Origin of the sequence: Paenibacillus sp. FSL L8-0494 (assembly GCF_038003695.1) — a bacterium.
In the GTDB taxonomy this organism is placed as follows: Bacteria; Bacillota; Bacilli; order Paenibacillales; family Paenibacillaceae; genus Paenibacillus_AQ; species Paenibacillus_AQ odorifer.
In genome coordinates this window covers 916,971-936,240 of the sequence record NZ_JBBOPQ010000001.1, presented here as the reverse complement: position 1 = coordinate 936,240, position 19,270 = coordinate 916,971, and the positions used below count along the sequence as shown (strand labels likewise).

Here is a 19,270-nt window from a genome sequence, read left to right as displayed (position 1 = left end):
GATCATCCTTTGCTTAGTAGTTTACCTGCTGTTTGTTCATTTTGAATAAAGATCTTCTAAACCAGAACACAAGAATAACTCCTTTAAACACACTGCTTAGAGCAATCGACATCCACACCCCACTCAAGCCAAAAGGTCCGGATAAGATCAAGGCTAGTGGAATTCGCAGTGCTGTAAATGTAATACTAAAGATCGGCGGGATATGGGTTTGGCCAATACCGTTAAAAGCACCTACTGTCATCAACTCCATACACATGAATAATTGTGAGTAACCAATGATGCGCATATAATTAGTTCCTAATTCCAGGCTTGTCTGATCTGATAAAAATAAGGAAAATAGCTGCTGCGGGAACGCAATAAATATAAGCGATATGATCACGCCAAAGATGGAGGTTAAGATCAAAGCCTTACGATAGCCCTGCCCAATACGGTCCAATCGGCGTGCTCCATAATTTTGACCAAAAAAGGCAGCAATAGCTCCCTGTAGTCCTCCAATAGTCATATAAGAAATAGATTCAATTTGAATCCCTACTTTTTGCACCGCAATCGCATCCGCCCCAAAACGTACAATGATCTTAGCAATGACGATCGATATGAGCGTAAAGGTGACCCGTTGGATTGTGATCGGAAGTCCCATACGGATTACTTCTTTCATTTGACGACTGTCCCATGCTGATGTGTTCGAAATGATTTCTGACTTTCTTGTCTTTATGATAAAAAGAGCCGTAACTAAGATGTTCGCTGTCAATGTTGCCGTGGCTGCCCCCGCTACTCCCCAACCTTCAAAACTGCCCCAGCCAAAAATTAAAAATGGATCAAGAACAATATTAACCATAAGACCAATGGAGAAGATCTGAAACGGTTGTTTACTATTTCCCATCGAGTTTAAGAGTGTGGCAAACAAAGTATTTACGATGGAAAATACCGTCCCGAAGATCGAAATCATTAAAAATTGCCGTGCCATCCGTTCAACTTCATCACTTCCAAGATCAAAAAAACCAATCAACCGATTGTTGGTCAACAGAACTAAACTCATATAGAGAAGTCCTAATAAAATAGACATCATAAACCCGTTTTTCATATAAGATTTAGCCTTCTCTATCTGGCCAGATCCCATACAAAACGCAACCTTAATCCCTGTACCGATCGTAATCATAGTCGACAATGCAATCGCTAGATTAATGAAAAAACTCGCCGTGCCAATCGCGGCAACAGGACCACTTCCTAATCTTCCAACCCAAATCATATCGACGAGGCCATAAGTTGTGGAGATGAAATTCGTCGCAATAATGGGAAGCGTTAATTTCATTAAGGTAGGCATAATAGGACCCTGAGTCAAATCATTCATGCCCTGCAATTCCTTCAAATCTAATAACACCTTCTTCATCTGATTTTCAGATTTATTATATAACCAAACACTTATATAATCAATTGATTATATTTCAGCAATCTGTTGGACCAGCCTTTCAAGCATCTGTATCCGATTACGGAGTTCCAATTCTTCTTGTCTCAATCCGTCCAGCAGAAGATTCAGAGATTCACCTACTTCCTTAATCAACTTTGCATGGCCACACCCATAACTCCTTTTCAATTTAAAAATAGACTGGATATCCCTTAGCTTCACTCCATAACTTTTCAACTCTTGAATGGCAAAATAATCTGCCAGATGCTGCTCTGTATATATCCGTTTACCATCTGGTCCCTTGGACATAATCAAGTCCAGATCCTCATAATGTCTGATGGTGTCTTTCGTAGTTCCTGTTAGGGCTATAAATTCACCGATTCGCAAAAGTACAACCTCCTCCATACAAATATAAATTGACACGGGGTTAACCCCGTAACGTTTAATTTTATTAATGGGGGTGCATCAAATGATAGGTTCAAGCCTTATAATCTTATATGGAATGGTTAGTGTGCTTGGGGCAGTGGGGATTCTAATTAAGGGCTCCGCTAAATCTACTGTGGGTTATATTTATTTGTTTTTGCTATCTCATATTACGTTAGTCGTCATCACCCTTTATGCCTTATGTAAACCGCTTAACTTCATTTGGTTTATTATCGGTTTTCTCACCTGTCTTATCTCCCGCTGGCTCAACGGTAAGTTTGTCTTCGGTTGGAATAACTGGCTTCATTACTTTATTGTTGCGCTGATCTTTACTGTGGGCTACTTCTTAACCTAGTCTCTTCATTATGAGCCTGAAGACAGAAAGTGGAACTCCTAAAAAGTATATAAATTGTGTAGACATCAAAAGACAGTTCCTAATGCACAAAATGTGCCTACCGGAACTGTCTTTTTTTCGTAATTAAAATTTCTTTTGTTTTTCAGTCGAATGGCTATTGAAAACGAATTTTAGTTCGTTTACAATAAAACCAATAATAAGTTCTATAATTATAGAACAAATAATTGTTTCAGTAACTTACTCAAAGAATGGAGAAGCTCATGGAATATAAAGTAGAAGTCGATTTTGCCCCCATGTATGAATGTGTGAACAGTATGACTGCTTTTCTAAGCAAGCAGAACCATACTGCTATGGATTCCGGTAAGCTCTGGGTACGTGAAGTCCAAGCAAGATTTGCCCCGATGTTGCTTCGTAAAATGCAAGAGGTCGTTAAGAAACTTGATGATTTCAGTTTGGCTCCCTATATTTGGTGCTGTCCAGTAGAACGTTCGGTTAGCAGCTTTCTGGATTGGTTTGATGGGTTAACTTCGGGTGAACTGTATGAAATATCTGGACGTTTCGGCCAATCGGTCCCCTCTAATCTTTCCGAGCTAAGAGACACTGCCTCTGACATCCTGCGCGAATGGAACGCGGGTTACTTCAATGGAATCGACCCTAATATCCTCAAAGGGCTAGAACAGGAAGCAGAGTCAAGACGAATGACACTGAACGGGAACAATGATATGGAAGTCTTTGAAGCAGCAACCGACGGAATGCGCCTCTATCCAACCGAACGTCTGAAGCAGGTCATTATCATTCCGCAATATCATGCCCGCCCACTGGTCACCACCTCTATGTTTGATGAATTCGTGTTCACTAGCTACTCTTGTGATGTTCTCCCTCCGGAAGCTGGCCGGCCTGCTCCAGCACTGCTTCGACTTACCCGGGCACTCTCGGATGAGACGCGGCTGTATATCCTTCGTTTGCTTACAGGCAAGCAGTTGAATTTCACGGAAATCGTGCGGGAAGTCGGACTTTCTAAAAGTACAATCCACTACCATCTGATCGCGTTGCGCGCAGCAGGGCTGGTCATTGTCCATACCAACGTTAAAAGCACATCGTACAGCCTGCGATTGGAAGCCTTAAATGGGCTACCGCAGCAGATTGGGTCGTATCTAGAGAGTCAAGCATAAACGCCTTAAGCGTCCATATAAGGACGGTAAGCGTATATGCGAGAAATATAAGAAAGGAGTGAACAGGCTATGATAAAACGCAGCTATTATGGTTTACTCTCAACCATAACTTTAAGTGCTTTTGGGGATGCTTTTGGCTTGTTGGCTATGGAATGGCTCGTCTATGAATTGACGGGTTCCAAGCTAGCGATGGGAGCACTCGCGCTCAGCTCCGGCATACCTGAGCTGCTGCTGCGCTTGCTGGGCTCGCCGCTGTCCGACCGACTCCACCGGGTACGCTTTATGGCCTGCTTGGCAGCCATTCGCCTGTTAGCTATAGCACTGCCGCTAGGCATGGGTCTGGCTGGCCAACTGCAGCTGTGGCATCTGTTTGTCGCCGCTGGTCTCAGCGGGGCCTGTGCCGCTCTGTTCATGCCAACAGCCATGGCTGTTATTCCCGGCGTTGCCGATAGCCGGAAGCTGGTGCGGGCTTTTGCTATCATCGATGGCAGCAAAAGTGCAGCAGTCTTGCTGGGCCCCGCCCTGGCTGGGGCTTTGACCGCTGCCAGTGGAGCGCTGCCAGCCCTTAGCATCAACATGTTATGTTACGTTGCGGCCATCACTACCTTGCTGTGCCTGCAGAAGCTACCCAAGCCCTCTCCAGCTCCAGGCCGTTTCTCCATTACCGTCTATGTTCGCGAAATAGCTGAGGGTTTTACCTTCTATAAACAATTCCCCGCTATGCTTACGATAATGATGATGGCCTCTATTAGTAATCTAAGCTCCATTGCCGTCTGGACCATGATGGTTCCTTTTGTACGCGAAGTGCTCCACCGTGATGCGGCGACGATGGGCACACTTAGTACAGTTTTCGCACTTGGAACCTTAGTCGGACTAAGCATCATTTCCATGATAGGGGAAATTAAAAAGAGGCGGTTTGTCATGCTCGGCAGTCTGGGGACCATCGGTTTAGTAACAACATTATGGGGGTTATTTCCTAGTTTTTCTTTTGCTCTCGCCGCCGTATTCGCCACCGGAACGATAGCTCCCTTCTTCGGTTCCTTAAGCTCTTCACTCCATGGACGTCTGGTTCCGGGTAATCTGCAAGGAAGAGTCAACTCCATCCGTTTTTTAATCGGTGGCGGCTTGCAGCCTTTTGGTGCTTTTGCCGGCGCCGCGATTGCTGAACTCTATGGCGTGCCTGCGCTTTTTGTCATCGCCGGATTGCTTCCACTGCTCTGTGCCAGCGCTGCCTTGCTGCTCCCCGGACTCAAAACACTGGACGGCGACCTCTCCACACTTGAAGCCACTCATCGGCGCCCCGTGGTGGAAGGTTCATCGCAAAGTGTTGTAACTGAGCGATAGATGGTAATAGGCTTAAAAAATTCATTTTAATTATTTATGATGAAATGAATAAAAAAAAGAGATGCTTATAAGCATCTCTTTTTTTGACTAAACAGTTAACCTTTGTCTCGGATAACTCGCCGTCACGCACGATTATTTTATGTATAAATAATAACATATATTCTAAAATTAATAAAGAAAAAATCATTTCATTCCTAGTTTAAACCAATCTGAATGCTTTCCCCGCCCCATTCTTTCGAACATCTTTACCATTAAGCTTTTTTCACGTTTTGAATTACAACGTCTAAAATAAAAATCTTTAAATAGCTTTTCTATATCTTTTAGACTTTCAAACTGGGAAAGTACTAATAAAGTGTCATATAGTCTTATTTCATAATAAGTTGAAATTCCTGCAGTATTAATTTTAGTTCTTAAACCTAAATCATTTATCAAACCCGAATCAATCCTTAAACGATTCGATGTCCGAAATCTATTAACTAATTGAAAATGTGCACAAGTATTTCTTAATTCAATAAAAATTCGTACTGAGTTGATAAACTTTTGTTTATCAATGTACTTCATCCCCATATCTTCAATAACCTTTTCAAAAATATCTCTTTCAAATCCTAATAATAAACTAAAGAGAGAACCAAACTCAAGGACTTTAATAGTCACCCAGAACGGATCATAAGTAGATATATAAGGATATTTAGCTCTGCAATGCTCAATGAAATTACTATACGTAGCCCCATTGAAATAAATATTTGTCTGAAATATTTTATGTCCTGTAATATTCTTAGCTAAATCTTTAGGTAAACTCAAATGATTTGAACGTGGATTGGTATACTTATTGATATCAATGTAACATGCAGAATCAGAAGCATTTAAATAATGTTTTTCACAAAACCGATATGCCATGGAAGATTTCAAACGAATTTCAAATTTATCTAAAATTTTCAAAATCTCTAAATTCAATTTTTTATCAAAATCATACAACAATAAAAAGTCTTCAAAAAAAAGACCATTGTATTCTTTATTAGTAGCTTTTGAATCAGTTAATAACAATGTTTCAAATCCATTTATTAAGTCAAAATAATTCTTTTCTAATAAGTGTCGTTTAGCTTTTTCTTCATCCCTAATAATTAATTTTCTTTCTTTTAATAAATCAATTTGTTGGTCTAAAGATTTGAATGTTTTGGTAACATGTGTGCTCAAATAAATCTCCCCATTATTTTTAATCTATTTATTTAAAGGTTCTATAATTTTCTAAATGAGCGAGATACCTAGTTTACTTCCATTTTTCGTAAGCAAATGTAAAAAACCACTCTGAATTATACATTAAATAAAAAAATAGGGATATGAACTTCTAGGACGTTTGGCATAATGAATGAGATACTCCACAGAATCGACAAAAACAGGCGATACCGGAACATCGCCTGTTTTTATAAGTTTTCACCTAGGAGCATCGCTACTAGGTATATTCTCTTTTCAGTGGCTTGTCACAGTGGCTTGATTCGTAGCCACTAGTTCCCCTCATCCTTCCGCTAAAAACCGAAGTGGGAGGCGTTAAGCCTTGTGTTTGTGTATTTGTGTGTTTGTGTATTTGTGTGTTTGTGTATTTGTGTGTTTGTGTTTGTGTGTTGGTGTTTTGGAATTCGCGCTGATAGCAGCGGAGAGAACGGACTGATTGTGGAAAAGCGGAGCGTTCGCCCGAAAGCTTTCCGAAGGAAAGCTCACTTCGTAAGCATATGCTGTGTCCGGATTTTACCGTTGAGGTTAAAAATTCAAAAAAATCTGGACACAACAGCGATTGGAACAATAGTCCGTTCTCGGAGCGTCCGCCAGCGTAAAGCATAAAGCATCCAACACCCACCAGCAAACCCTAAGGCTCAATCAACCCATATTTCGTTTTTATCCGATCCAACTTCTCAATCATAGGATTAGCAATAAAAAACAAAAATACCACCGTCGAGATCGCATGCACCATATCAAACCAAAAACCTGAAATATAAGTGGTCATTAAAGCCGGCCAGGAGAACTCTGAAGTGAACATCATCAACGAGCCTATATTGATAATGCCTCCGTATACGAAAAACGTCGCTAAGCCTCCGAATATACATAGCGAAAGCTTATTCTTTTTAAGCAGACCCTTCTTGAAGAAAATGCCCGCCAGGAAGCCAATGATGCCAAAACAAAACATTTGCCAAGGCGTCCAAGGTCCCTGCCCAAAGAAGAAATTCGAGACAAAGCCTGCAACAGCGCCAACCAAAAATCCTGCCTCCGCTCCCAAGCTTACCCCTGCGATGATGACAATAGCAACCACTGGCTTAAACTGCGGCAACATAAAAAAGGCTGCGCGTCCCGCCACGGCAATGGCTGCTAACACCGCTATAACGATCAGTTCCCTCGCCTGCGGCTTCCGGTTCTCGAACACCATCGCAAAAGGAACCATCGTATAGATAACAATTAATAGACTGATAAAATAATACTTCCGATCATTTAGCACAAAGATGCCTAATAAAATCGTAGCTGGAATGACTATGAGGATTAGTAGTGCCGCTAATAAAGTTCGACGACTCAAACGACGATCCGTTATCTGCTTCTTTGACATAAATCAATCACACCCTCTATCGTTACTCCCTCATTCCATACATGACGCGCCATACGGTTGGCAGCAGTTGTATAGAAGCTGTTTCCCGCAAAAAACTTCTGCGCTTCATTCGTAGTGATAATGCTTCCATCAAAAAACATGGCGCAGACCTCAGCGTATTTGGCACAAAATTCAACGTCATGCGAGACCATTACAATAGTAACGCCTTCGGCATTGAGCTTTTGCAGGAATACGGCTAGCTTCTCTTTGAAGGGCCCATCCAGTCCTTTGGTCGGTTCATCCAACAGCAGAATCTTTGGTTCTAACAAAAGGACCTTCGCCAACGCTGCACGCTGTTGTTCTCCCCCGCTGAGATCATACGGATGCATGGAGAGGAGATGTTCCAGTTCTGCGAACTTAACCACAGCTTCAACTCTGGCGTTTTTTTCTTCCTTCGTCAAAGAGAGCTGGGATAACATTTCATATAAATCTAGCTCGACTGTTTTTTTCACAAATAAGGTTTGCGGATTTTGCGGGAGGAAGCCCAGATTGTTAGTAAACAACGCTTTGGCATTCATCTTCGCAGGGTTGCTCCCGCCGATAAGAACTTTCCCTCTATAAGGCTGAAGGATCCCGCTCATCAGCGACAGCGTCGATGTCTTCCCTGTTCCATTCCCGCCAACAATACAATAAAATTGCCCTTGCTTCACTTCAAACGACAAATCTTTAATGACATCCGGCCCATTTTTATCATATTTAAACCATACGTCCTTAAACTTTATGACTACAGGGCCGGCCTCTTTCGTGCTAGGCTGAGTTTCTGCCATCGTTGCAGGAGTCTTACCCTTTAGAAAAGCATCCAACCATTGGCGTCCTTCCTTTACAGTAACAGGCCACACTAAGTCATGATCTACTCCTGCAACAATCTGCATCGGTGAGGGCATGGACAGAAACATCGGATGGTTCAGCTTACATAAAACCTCGCCCACCTTTTGCGGGGGATCATCAGCTATCACAGCTCCCTCATTCAGCACAATCAACCGATCTGTAAGCGGAAGAACATCCTCTAGACGATGCTCGGTCATGATCACGGTTGTTCCCAGCTCACGATTTATTTTTTTGACCGTCTCCAGAAAATCGGAAGCCGCAATAGGATCTAGCTGGGAGGTAGGCTCATCGAGGATTAGAACCGAGGGATGCATAGCCATTATGGATGCTAAGTTAAGCAGCTGCTTCTGGCCGCCTGATAGCTCGGTCACACTTTTATGAAACCAGGTCTGGATCCCAAAAAAACTAGCCATTTCCGCCACACGCAGGCGAATCGTAGAATTATCGTACCCTAAGCTCTCAAGCCCAAAAGCAAGCTCATGCCATACTTTATCTGTCACAATTTGATTGTCCGGACTTTGGAGTACATAACCAATTTCCGCTGCCTGTGTGCGTTGATCGATCTCCTCTACAGGTTGACCCTTATAATAAATTGCCCCTTGGCGATTGCCATGTGGGGTTAGGATTGTTTTCAGTTGTCTAAGCAGAGTGCTTTTGCCACAGCCTGACTTTCCACAAATGGTAATGAAGTCTCCACTTTCAATCGTTAGATTAATATTCGAAAGAGCCGCTTGCTCTTGTTCAGGAAAAGTAAAGCTTAGTTCTTCGATTCGATAGATTTCCATTTCATTGCCTCCACCATATTGATGAGCACTGGGATCATACATAACGCAAAATAAGCGATATATATAAGAATACTAAAAGGTGTAATTGTGCTCGCTTTAATCGATGGATAGAATCTCATGGTGTTCTCACCCATCACTGCCCCTACGGCTACCAGCGCAATTAAGCCTGTCATGATCAAGAGAACTACTTTGTCTCGGGCATCTAACCGAAAGATAGAAAAGCTTGTACGGCCCGGCAATCCATACCCTCTCGATCTCATGGAATCCGCTGTCTCAATCGCATTTTCCAAAGCCCAGGTGGTCATAATGGAGAGAATCGTAATCCCATTCCGCGCACGCGCGAGGAGATTTCCCTGTGAGACATCCCGGCCTATACATTTTTGAGCATTAGAAATCACCTTGATTTGCGCTAAATATCTAGGAACAAAACGAAGCACCATCGAAAAAATCAACGACAGTGCCGGCAGTATTTTTCCGAATATATAAATAAACTTATCCGAGGTCATCACGACGTTATAACAGAAGAACCAAATAATTACCGTCACAAACATACACGCCGCTGCCACGCCATAAAGAATCGATTCCTTCGTAATGGGGTTCCCGTTGTTTAAATAGAACAAGATCGTTACCCCTTGATGATTAAAAACAGGATTCATCACTGCCATAAATAGCAGAAAAGGAATCATGTAAAGCAGATTAAATCGGATGCCCTTTTTTCCTTTTAACATAATTGAGTAGGCTACAGCACTACTAAGGGCGATCACCTGAAATATAGGATGCATAAACACCATGCTAAACAGCAATACAACAACAAAATATAGAAAATTCACAAACGGATGAAAGGTAGAAAAGCTATCCTTCATTATTTCTGAGCTCCTCCTGTGGCTACATACCCACCTACATCTCGACCTAGATCACAAGTGTATACCCAATCAATGACATCGCCATCTTTGAGAACATAACGGCTACTGCCGTAGTTAGGGAACCAGCCATTTACTTTGTACATCCATCCACTGAGCTCTCCAGCATCGAATTCATACAGATTATTTATGCCTTCAATATAATTACTGTTATAGATCGGCGTCATGCTAAATTCCATATGGATTTTATTCTTCTTCATTTCTCTTAGTAAAACATCAAACACAGACTCACCTTCATAAAAGGTTACCTTCTGCGCTTTATAAATGATACCATCTGCCGGCAATACTTCAAGCTTATCCTCATTAAAAATATCCATGTTATCTAAAATTGTTGCCGCTGAGACGGACAAGGTAGCCGTTAATTGCTTCTTCTTATCTACTGTTGCATCTTGCCATTCCACTGGTTTAGGTTTCCCGCTCGGCACTGGATCGGTAAGAAATTTATCCCTTTTCGGTTCCTGCTTGGTTTCTGTTGTCGCTACTTTTGAATCAGGTTTTGTTACGGGTTTTGCCGTCGCTTTCGTTTCCGGCACGGGCGTTTTAGCCGCTTTCGGCGTTGCGGTAGGTTGCTTCGTTGCAGCAGGTTTTGTTGTTACGACCGGTGTTACAACTTCTGTTGGTGCTGCAGTTCCTGTTGGTGTTACAGCTTCCGTTGGTGTTGCCGATTCATTTGGTTTTAGGGTTTCAATGGGCTTAGCTGTTTCACTTGGCGTAGCTGACGGTGTTATCTCTGTTGTCTCAGTAGCGATTGCCTCAGTGGGTTCAACATCATCATTTGTTGCGGAAGCAGTGTTCTCAGGCTCTATAACCTGTGTCTCAACGCTACTATTAGCGACCTTGTTTGGGCTCTTCTGGTAATCCCCGCCCCAAAAGAAGGCGATAGCCAATACACCTATGATTAGTATCGCGGTTAACCATTTCTTCTTGTTCATTTCTCTAGTCCCACCTTAAATAATAAGCAAGGGTATACACGCTACCCTTGCTTATCTCTCTAAATAAAATTCTATTTGACGTCTGTCATATCATAAAGACGTGTCTGGCCATTAACGAGCCGATCATAGGAAACCAGTGCATACATCGCCTGATCAGTAGCCATAAGATCTACTTCTCCTGGTTGCGCGCCTCCATTGCCTACTCCACCCTGCTTCACGTGATAAAAGCCACCTTCAGGTGCAGCAAAACTAAGCAATGCGTCTACTGCGGAATGTCCATTTTTAATAAATCTGGAATCCTTATGCGGGTCAATACCAAGGCCAGTTAAAGCTACAATCACCTGAGCGATGCTTTCGGAATTTGTAGATTCCCAGCTTGCAAAACCACCGTCTGCTGTCTGTGTTTTGGATAACCAAGCAATCCCCCGGTCCACAGCAGCTGTTACTTTGGCGTTGGTTTTGTAATAAGGCGTTAAGCCTTGAATGACCATCCCCGTGATATCTGGATCAGCCGCTGTAGCATTACTGCCTAGTGCCCATCCACCGCCGCTGATCTCTCTGCCCAAAATATAATCAATGAGCATCTCTCTAGTCGTCTGCGTCTTTACATCCTTAACCACTGGAATGTCGTAATGATTACTGTCCAGTGCAATGAGAGCAAACACAGGTCCATTAATACCTTGCTTAATTACAGTATCAAAATCCGCGAGCGGTTCCAGTAGGTTATAACCCGCCACTTTATCAATATTTTTGTTGATTGAAGTTAATGCCAAAATAACTCTATCATATTCCGTATATTTTACGCTATGCAGCTTCCCTGATTTTTCTTTAAGAGTCGCTTCTACATTTGCATAGTACTTAGTGTAATAACTATCTGGAACCTTCACACCAGAACGTGCCAGTCCGAAGACTGTCCAATCCCCGCCAACCGAGGAGATGACCGGGTTTGTTACTGTTTTTTGCAAAAAGGCAGCTGTGTTCTGAATATAAGAACTAACTGCTGAATTCTGAATAGTTGGACTAACCACTTTGTTCCCACTCTTATAATCATGGGTTCTAGTAGCTACAACAGCCGCCATTTCTCTGGTTACTAGCTCTTTAGGCTTAAATTGATTATCATCACCTAACATCAAACCAGTCGCAACAACGGTCTCTACATCTGCTTTGGCCCATGCCGATACTGTGTTGATATCTTTAATCGCTGTTCCAGGCTTCATCGCCGGGATGGCCAATGCTCTGACGATAATTGCGGCCATCTGCTCACGAGTAATCTTGTCATTTGGCTTAAATTCATTATTAAAGCCTGTGATTAGACCTGCCTTATGCGCAGCATTCACATATGGATAGAACCAATCGCCTAGAGCGACATCCTTATAGGTAATGCCTTTATCACTCTTAATATCAAGTTCTAATGCAGAAACGAGAATCTTAGTGAACTCCGCTCTTGTGATATAAGCCTTCGGATTCACCTGACCATTGTTACCTTGGATATATCCTTTTACTGTAGCTGTTTCAATCGCTGAATAGGCCCAGGAAGAAATCTTATCAGCATCTGTATACAGTTGTTTAATATCATTCGTATTCTGGGTAGGATCCTTAGGAGTCACTGTTGGAGATGGACTCACATTTGGATCACCACTGCCTTCCGGATTAGCTCCCCCACCAGGAGCCGGAGTAGCACCAGGCTTAGGCGTTGGGGTTGGGCTCATCGTTGGTATCGGTGCATTTAGATCCACACCCAAATTCGTAGTATAACGCCACTGAATTCTGTCCCCGGCACTTAGGTCATATGAAGATGCACCATAATTAGGATATTTCCCATTCACATTATACATCCATCCACTGCCGCTGCCATGGTCAAATTCCCCATCACCAGCTATGGATTCAACATATACACTTCCAAAGTCACTGTTCCAGGAATCTCTATAGTCGATACCGCGGCTATCCAGCACTCTTTTTAGTACAGACCACACTGTGTCACCAGATTGTAGCTCTACCTGTACAGATGGAACAACATATCCCTTATTAATCGTAAGCTTATCCACGGACAGGATTACATATGGTTTCGATGGAGTGGTTCCGCCACCATTGTTGCCGCCATTTCCTTCACCATTTCCGCTACCATTACCTTCGCCATTACCGTTACCACCGTCGCCGCCAGGTGTTTGTACTGCACTGGAAGCATAAGCAATGTAGTCAGTGAAGTGATTGGTTTTTACAATTAAATCATTTCCACTATCATAGGCATACTCAGACTTACCGCTTGCAAAACCTAAGTCATCACTTGCAAATTTTTGAATGGCATGAGGAGTGCCATTTTGAATATAAGCTGCATCTTTTCCTTTAAGGTCCTTAAAGGTTAACGTAATAAATTGACTGAATTCTACTCTTGCACTACCACCCATGGAAAATGTTTGAAGAATATTATCAAGCTTCTTGTCCCCGGGAATAATCTGATTCACACTATCTTTTAGTGCAGATTCTCCACCGGTTAAAGCTGAAATCAGTTCAATTGCAGAGGCATCCCCACTTGTAACTTTTGCACCCTTAGGAATGACTACAGATACGTTACCTTTTATGGCCTCTATCTGAGGAAGGTCGCTGTTACTTGGTAAATTGACACTAACCTTCGATTGATTTCCCTCCGGAATAGCTACTGTGATTTCTTTGTTGCTATCTCCAGTGCTGATCGGAACGATATAATCATTAGCGTCATTTGGGATTTCAACTTTCGGGTTCTCCCCAGAAGGTAACGGAAGTTCTTTCGGACCCTCTGGTTGCCCAGGCCCCGGTTCTTCTGGTTGTTCCACTTTCACATCATTCATATCAAAGAGACGGTTGCTATGATTGATCAGACGATCATAAGACACAAGTGCATACGTACCTTGGTCCGTTGCCATATTGTCCACTTTGCCTGTGAGGATATGCTTAAATCCACCCTCAGGTGCAGCAAAGCTAAGTAATGCATCAATAAGCGAATTTCCACTTTTAACAAATCTAGCGTCCGTGTGCGGATCTACACCTACACCAGTTAAGGCTACAATTACCTGCGAGATACTCTCGCTGCTAGTGCTTCCCCAGCTTGTAAATCCGCCTTGATTGTTTTGGTTATCGGACAGCCATTGGATGGCCCGATCCACGGCAGCTTTTACATCATCACGGGATGCATAATAAGGTGCAAGAGCTTGCATCGCCATCGCAGTCATATCGACATCGGCTTTGGTTACGCCTAATGCCCAGCCACCTGCTTCTGCTGTACCTTTTTTAACCTCTTTATCTAAAATGTACTGAACTAGTTTTTCTCTTGTGGTCTGTTCTGTAACTGCATCAACTACAGGAATCTCATAGTTATGGCTATCTAGCGCAATCAGAGCAAAAATCGGACCATTATTGCCTTGCTTTTGGATATATTGATAATCAGCCAGTGCTTTTCTCAGATCATATCCCGCAACATTTGTGATATCTTTTCCGATAGAGGTAAGTCCTAATATTGCTCTGGAATTCTCTGTGCTTTTATTGGCGTCAAGTTTTCCATCCTCTTTAATGATCGATGCTATTTTTGTAGCTACATTATTGTAATAAAGATCGTAATAACCGTTAGGTACTGTATAGTTCGCCCGTGCCAGAGAAAGGATCGACCATTCTCCACTACCTGTACCAAACGACGGATTCTTTACAGTGTTTAGAATATAGGCAAGGCTTTTATTTAATTGTTGTTTGGCTACAACAGTAGTAGGTTGTTCTAATTGCACATCATTCATATCAAAGAGACGGCTGCTATGATTGATCAGACGATCATAAGACACAAGTGCATACGTACCTTGGTCCGTTGCCATATTGTCCACTTTGCCTGTGAGGATATGCTTAAATCCACCCTCAGGTGCAGCAAAGCTAAGTAATGCATCAATAAGCGAATTTCCACTTTTAACAAATCTAGCGTCCGTGTGCGGATCTACACCTACACCAGTTAAGGCTACAATTACCTGCGAGATACTCTCGCTGCTAGTGCTTCCCCAGCTTGTAAATCCGCCTTGATTGTTTTGGTTATCGGACAGCCATTGGATGGCCCGATCCACGGCAGTTTTTACATCATCACGGGATGCATAATAAGGTGCAAGAGCTTGCATCGCCATCGCAGTCATATCGACATCTGCTTTGGTTACGCCTAATGCCCAGCCACCAGCTTCTGCTGTACCTTTTTTAACCTCTTTATCTAAAATGTACTGAACTAGTTTTTCTCTTGTGGTCTGTTCTGTAATTCCTTCAACTACAGGGATCTCATAGTTATGGCTATCTAGCGCAATCAGAGCAAAAATCGGACCATTATTGCCTTGCTTTTGGATATATTGATAATCAGCGAGTGCTTTTCTCAGATCATATCCCGCAACATTTGTGATATCTTTTCCGATAGAGGTAAGCCCTAGAATCGCTCTGGAATTCTCTGTGCTTTTATTGGCGTCGAGTTTTCCATCCTCTTTAATGATCGATGCTATTTTCGTCGCTACATTGTTGTAATAAAGATCGTAATAACCGTTAGGTACTGTATAGTTCGCCCGTGCCAGAGAAAGGATCGACCATTCTCCACTACCTGTACCAAACGACGGATTCTTTACAGTGTTTAGAATATAGGCAAGGCTTTTATCTAACTGTTGTTTGACGGCAACTGTAGTTTCCAGTTTGTAAGTAACTTGATAAGTTACATTTGTTTTGTTTCCAGCTCCGTCAAGAGCCGTTACAGTAATTGCATTACTGCCTGAATTCAGAGAAGCTTTGTACTCCCCATTCGCAGGTGATAAAGTAACACCATTCAGCTTCACTTCTGGAATGATGTCACTATATACATTGTCTGTGACAGCTACTTTGAAGCTTATTTCTTTATTGGATACTTCCTGTTTATCTTGTATGCCACTTACTGTAATAACAGGGGGTTCTATGTCTAATGCATGGTTAAGCCCTACAAGTGCATGATCTACACTTATTTGAGAGCTTGCCATATTTTCGAGCACGGAATAGGCTTGATAAACTGCCGATTGTACTACTGGTCTGTCCAAAATAGTTTCTTTATTAGGGTCACTGTTAATCTCGGCGATTTCCGCAGTTAAAGCATCCTTATTGGCAAGTTGAACTGGGATTTCTCCCCAGCCACCAAGATCAGAACCATAGCCATAAGTGGTGAACTGAGTTCGAATGATATCACCGTCTTGAGGCTTATAATCGGTCATCCCAAACGGAGGAAACACATTATTTACTGCATACATCCAACCCGACATGGAAGTATAGTCAAACTGACTTAACCACTCTGGGTCTGCTTTAGTGCCGACTGTATTCCCATCAGCTGAAATCATATCTAAAATATATTGTGGAATATTGACTTCGCTTCTGCCACTATCTTTAACTTCTGATAAATAAAAACCACTATCTATATTTCCTAAATATCTATAATTCCCATCTCCTAGCGCACGTGTTATTAAAGATGCGCCATTATCGCCTTCATAAATCGGAACTTTAATAGGTTCCTTAATATACCCTTGGCCTACGGTGAATTTCTCTACGGCTACAGTTACGTACCCTTTAAGAGTAGAGCTTGCTCCATTTGCTTGAGCCGGGATAACACTTGTAGAGAATGTCGTGATAAATACAGCTACAATGAGTAACCACGCTAAAAACTTATTTTTCTTCATTTTTCCATAACCCTTCCCTTCATACCTATGATAAAAAAACAGAATAAACTTTCTTATAACCACAAAAAAACCACTCAACATAAACGTCAAGAGGTTAAGATAGTGAACCACAATACTAGCTGGCAAACACTATTCAAGCACCTCTCTATCGATCGTAGAGTTTGATGGTGTAACAGAAAAAGGCAGATATTCTGGCTCAAGTATCATCACCCTTACTGCCTTCCCAGTTTCCCAGTGGCATTTTGCAAGGACTCCTCTTTCACAGCGGCGGGACCGCGCGGGATTCACACCCGCTTTCCATTTAACCAATCTATGATTGTACTTCCGCAACATTCATAGTTGGCACCTATTTCTAATTTTAAATTTTCATGCTTCATCATATCTAATATATATGCTTTTGTCATGTTATATTTCTTTTTTGTATAACGGGCAGCTAGAGATAATCCTATTGAATAACCAATTTCTACGAGTAGGGATATTTAAATAATTTCTTTATCCAACTGTGGGGAAAATTAATTTAAATCACTAATTCTTATATGAATTTGCCACAAATTAGTAAGGTACTCGCTGAGTGAATTCTATGTTAGGGTATATTCAGAAAGCGTTTACAAAAATAACAGTGGAGGTGTTCGTGTTCATCTAACCACCAAGTACAGCGTCAAAGCCAGGTCCAAGCATCCTAAATTTATCTCACAAAGGAGAATTCAATGACTACGCGAATCCAGAAATCCTTCTTATCATTGACACTTGTCACCGCTCTTCTGCTCTCTCTGTTCTCATCCATGGCTGCAGCTGCAACTAAGGATGAGCAACAAGCTAAGGCAGCGCCAAAGAGTAAGATCCAATCCTATGTAGACGAAATGCAGCCCGGATGGAACCTCGGTAATACTTTAGATGCTACAGGTGAGGACGAAACCTCCTGGGGCAATCCTCGTGTGACCCAAGAACTTATTAAAAAGATCGCCGCTCAAGGCTATAAAAGTATTCGGATTCCTGTGACCTGGGATACTCACATGGGTGCGGCACCAGACTATACCCTAGAAAAAGCCTACCTCGACCGTGTGGAAGAAGTTGTCGGCTGGGCACTGGACGCCAAGCTTTATGTCATGATTAATGTCCATCATGATTCCTGGCTATGGGTAAGCCATATGGAAGAAAAACACGATGAAACGCTGGCGCGTTATAATGCAGCCTGGACTCAAATTGCCGATCGCTTTAAGGACAAATCAGATAAGCTGATGTTCGAGAGCATAAATGAGCCTCGGTTCACCGATGGTGGAAGCACAGACGAAGCAAAAATGGAGCAAATGCTTACTGAACTCAATAACTCCTTCTATCAGATCGTGCGGAAATCCGGTGGGAAAAACAACCTCCGCCCACTTGTATTGCCTTCATTAGAGTCTTCACCTACACAAACAAGAATGGATCATCTCTATAAGACGATTACGGCTCTAAACGATCCGAATATTATTGCGACCGTTCACTTCTATGGCTTCTGGCCTTTTAGTGTGAACATTGCCGGCTACACCACATTTGAAAAAGATACAAAAAACGATATCACTCAAACTTTTGATAACGTTTACAATACATTTGTAGCTAAAGGCATCCCTGTCATCGTCGGCGAATTTGGTTTATTAGGTTTCGATAAAGACACAGGTGTGATTGAACAGGGCGAGAAGCTTAAATTCTTCGAGTATCTGACTTATTATTTGAAAGAAAAGAAAATGACTTCCATGCTCTGGGATAACGGGCAGCATTTCAACCGTAAAACTTATAAGTGGTCTGATCCTGAACTCCACAATGTATTAATGTCTGGTCTGAAGGAGCGTTCCTCCAGCACCGAAAGCGATTTGGTCTACCTAAAAAAAGGTGCACAAATCAAAGATACCAAGGTTAAGCTAAACCTGAACGGCAATAAGCTAACCACCATTAGTGCCAACGGAAAATATCTGACCAAAGGTAAAGATTACACATTAAATGGTGAGGAGCTCATCCTCAAAGCCAGCCAACTCAAAAAGCTCACAGCTTCCCAAAAATACGGTGAAAATGCCGTGCTGACTCTGAAATTCAACAAGGGTGTTGCGTGGAGACTTAAGGTGATTGTGTATGACACAGCTAAATTAAGCGATGCAAAAGGCACGACTGAATCCTTTGCCATTCCGACCACCTTTAATGGTAACCAGCTTGCCACAATGGAAGCTGTATATACCGCTGGTGGCAATGCAGGTCCGCAGGACTGGACTCCATTTAAGGAATTCGGCAATACCTTCTCACCTTCTTATAACACTAAAGAAATCAAGCTGCTTCCCGCGTTCTTTAAAGATGTTAAAGACGGCGAGGTTATCCTAAAATTCCACTTCTGGAATGGGGATATCATCACCTACAAGATCACGAAGAGCGGAGCAAACGTTGTAGGAAAGTCCTCTTAAGCATCCGTCCTGTTAACAACACAAATAGGGGTGTCCCTACGCGGGAACACCCCTATTTGTATTGTACCCATCACATATTAACCTCGTCATACGAAATTATCATCAACCGATAAATTAAATAAACGCCAAGATAGGCTCCGGTAATAAGAAACATTGGATTTAAAAATATCGCATGGATCGAGGTCATAAATACAGCATGATCCCTTAATATTTCGTAAATCGCCAAAGCGGAAATATTTCCAAAGATAATCGCACTTAAGACCGAAGCAACATTGAATACCATACGCCACTTTATCGATTTACCTTGTAACATCAGCATGACAATGGGAACAATAATACTACCAAGTACGATTAGAAATTTCATCCAGTC

The 19,270-nt window shown here is 42.3% G+C and carries 13 protein-coding genes and 1 riboswitch; of the genes, 4 read left to right on the top strand and 9 right to left on the bottom strand.

From position 1 onward, the window contains the following. Positions 1 to 13: 13 nt before the first annotated feature. Both NYE35_RS04210 and NYE35_RS04205 read right to left on the bottom strand, forming a co-directional pair. The gene (locus tag NYE35_RS04210) at positions 14 to 1,366 is read right to left on the bottom strand and encodes an MATE family efflux transporter (protein WP_254924635.1); all 1,353 of its coding nucleotides are present in this window, start codon (positions 1,364 to 1,366) and stop codon (positions 14 to 16) included. 69 nt (positions 1,367 to 1,435) lie between these two features. Continuing rightward, the gene (locus NYE35_RS04205) at positions 1,436 to 1,789 is read right to left on the bottom strand and encodes a MerR family transcriptional regulator (protein ID WP_076272164.1); all 354 of its coding nucleotides are present in this window, start codon (positions 1,787 to 1,789) and stop codon (positions 1,436 to 1,438) included. Between the two features lie 82 nt (positions 1,790 to 1,871). Between NYE35_RS04205 and NYE35_RS04200 the strand changes: the two genes are divergently transcribed. The 3 genes from NYE35_RS04200 to NYE35_RS04190 all read left to right on the top strand — a co-directional run bounded on the left by NYE35_RS04200 (position 1,872) and on the right by NYE35_RS04190 (position 4,696). Further along, a complete protein-coding gene (locus NYE35_RS04200; RefSeq protein WP_076272163.1) occupies positions 1,872 to 2,180 on the top strand; it encodes a hypothetical protein in 309 nt (102 codons plus the stop codon). A gap of 260 nt (positions 2,181 to 2,440) precedes the next feature. Beyond that, positions 2,441 to 3,352, top strand: coding sequence for an ArsR/SmtB family transcription factor (locus NYE35_RS04195; protein ID WP_076272162.1), 912 nt, complete (start codon positions 2,441 to 2,443; stop codon positions 3,350 to 3,352). Between the two features lie 69 nt (positions 3,353 to 3,421). Then, positions 3,422 to 4,696 (top strand): MFS transporter, encoded by a 1,275-nt coding sequence (locus NYE35_RS04190; protein ID WP_076272161.1) that lies wholly within the window; start codon positions 3,422 to 3,424, stop codon positions 4,694 to 4,696. A gap of 183 nt (positions 4,697 to 4,879) precedes the next feature. Here NYE35_RS04190 and NYE35_RS04185 read toward each other — a convergent pair whose 3' ends face one another. From NYE35_RS04185 to NYE35_RS04160, 6 genes are all read right to left on the bottom strand, one after another. Next, positions 4,880 to 5,890 carry an Abi family protein gene (locus NYE35_RS04185; protein ID WP_076272160.1) on the bottom strand — a complete coding sequence of 337 codons (1,011 nt, stop codon included), beginning with the start codon at positions 5,888 to 5,890 and terminating at the stop codon, positions 4,880 to 4,882. Positions 5,891 to 6,557: 667 nt separating this feature from the next. After that, on the bottom strand, positions 6,558 to 7,286 hold the full coding sequence (locus NYE35_RS04180) for an ECF transporter S component (protein ID WP_076105347.1): 729 nt from the start codon (positions 7,284 to 7,286) through the stop codon (positions 6,558 to 6,560). Further along, complete coding sequence (locus NYE35_RS04175) at positions 7,268 to 8,938, bottom strand: ABC transporter ATP-binding protein (RefSeq protein WP_076272159.1); 1,671 nt, start codon at positions 8,936 to 8,938, stop codon at positions 7,268 to 7,270. The genes NYE35_RS04180 and NYE35_RS04175 overlap by 19 nt, the downstream gene beginning before the upstream one ends. Next, the gene (locus NYE35_RS04170; RefSeq protein WP_076272158.1) at positions 8,911 to 9,801 is read right to left on the bottom strand and encodes an energy-coupling factor transporter transmembrane component T; all 891 of its coding nucleotides are present in this window, start codon (positions 9,799 to 9,801) and stop codon (positions 8,911 to 8,913) included. Before NYE35_RS04170 ends, NYE35_RS04175 begins: the two co-directional genes overlap by 28 nt. Beyond that, a complete protein-coding gene (locus tag NYE35_RS04165) occupies positions 9,801 to 10,790 on the bottom strand; it encodes a DUF4430 domain-containing protein (RefSeq protein ID WP_036684886.1) in 990 nt (329 codons plus the stop codon). Before NYE35_RS04165 ends, NYE35_RS04170 begins: the two co-directional genes overlap by 1 nt. Before the next feature lie 71 nt (positions 10,791 to 10,861). Further along, positions 10,862 to 16,471 carry an S-layer homology domain-containing protein gene (locus NYE35_RS04160; RefSeq protein ID WP_341120222.1) on the bottom strand — a complete coding sequence of 1,870 codons (5,610 nt, stop codon included), beginning with the start codon at positions 16,469 to 16,471 and terminating at the stop codon, positions 10,862 to 10,864. 164 nt (positions 16,472 to 16,635) lie between these two features. Beyond that, a riboswitch (cobalamin riboswitch) is annotated at positions 16,636 to 16,836 on the bottom strand. Between the two features lie 342 nt (positions 16,837 to 17,178). Here NYE35_RS04160 and NYE35_RS04155 point away from each other — a divergent pair. After that, a complete protein-coding gene (locus NYE35_RS04155) occupies positions 17,179 to 18,900 on the top strand; it encodes a cellulase family glycosylhydrolase (protein WP_076272156.1) in 1,722 nt (573 codons plus the stop codon). A 70-nt stretch (positions 18,901 to 18,970) separates the two neighbouring features. On the opposite strand, the gene NYE35_RS04150 is transcribed toward NYE35_RS04155, so the two are convergent. After that, a complete protein-coding gene (locus tag NYE35_RS04150) occupies positions 18,971 to 19,264 on the bottom strand; it encodes a hypothetical protein (RefSeq protein WP_038568774.1) in 294 nt (97 codons plus the stop codon). Between the last annotated feature and the right edge of the window lie 6 nt (positions 19,265 to 19,270).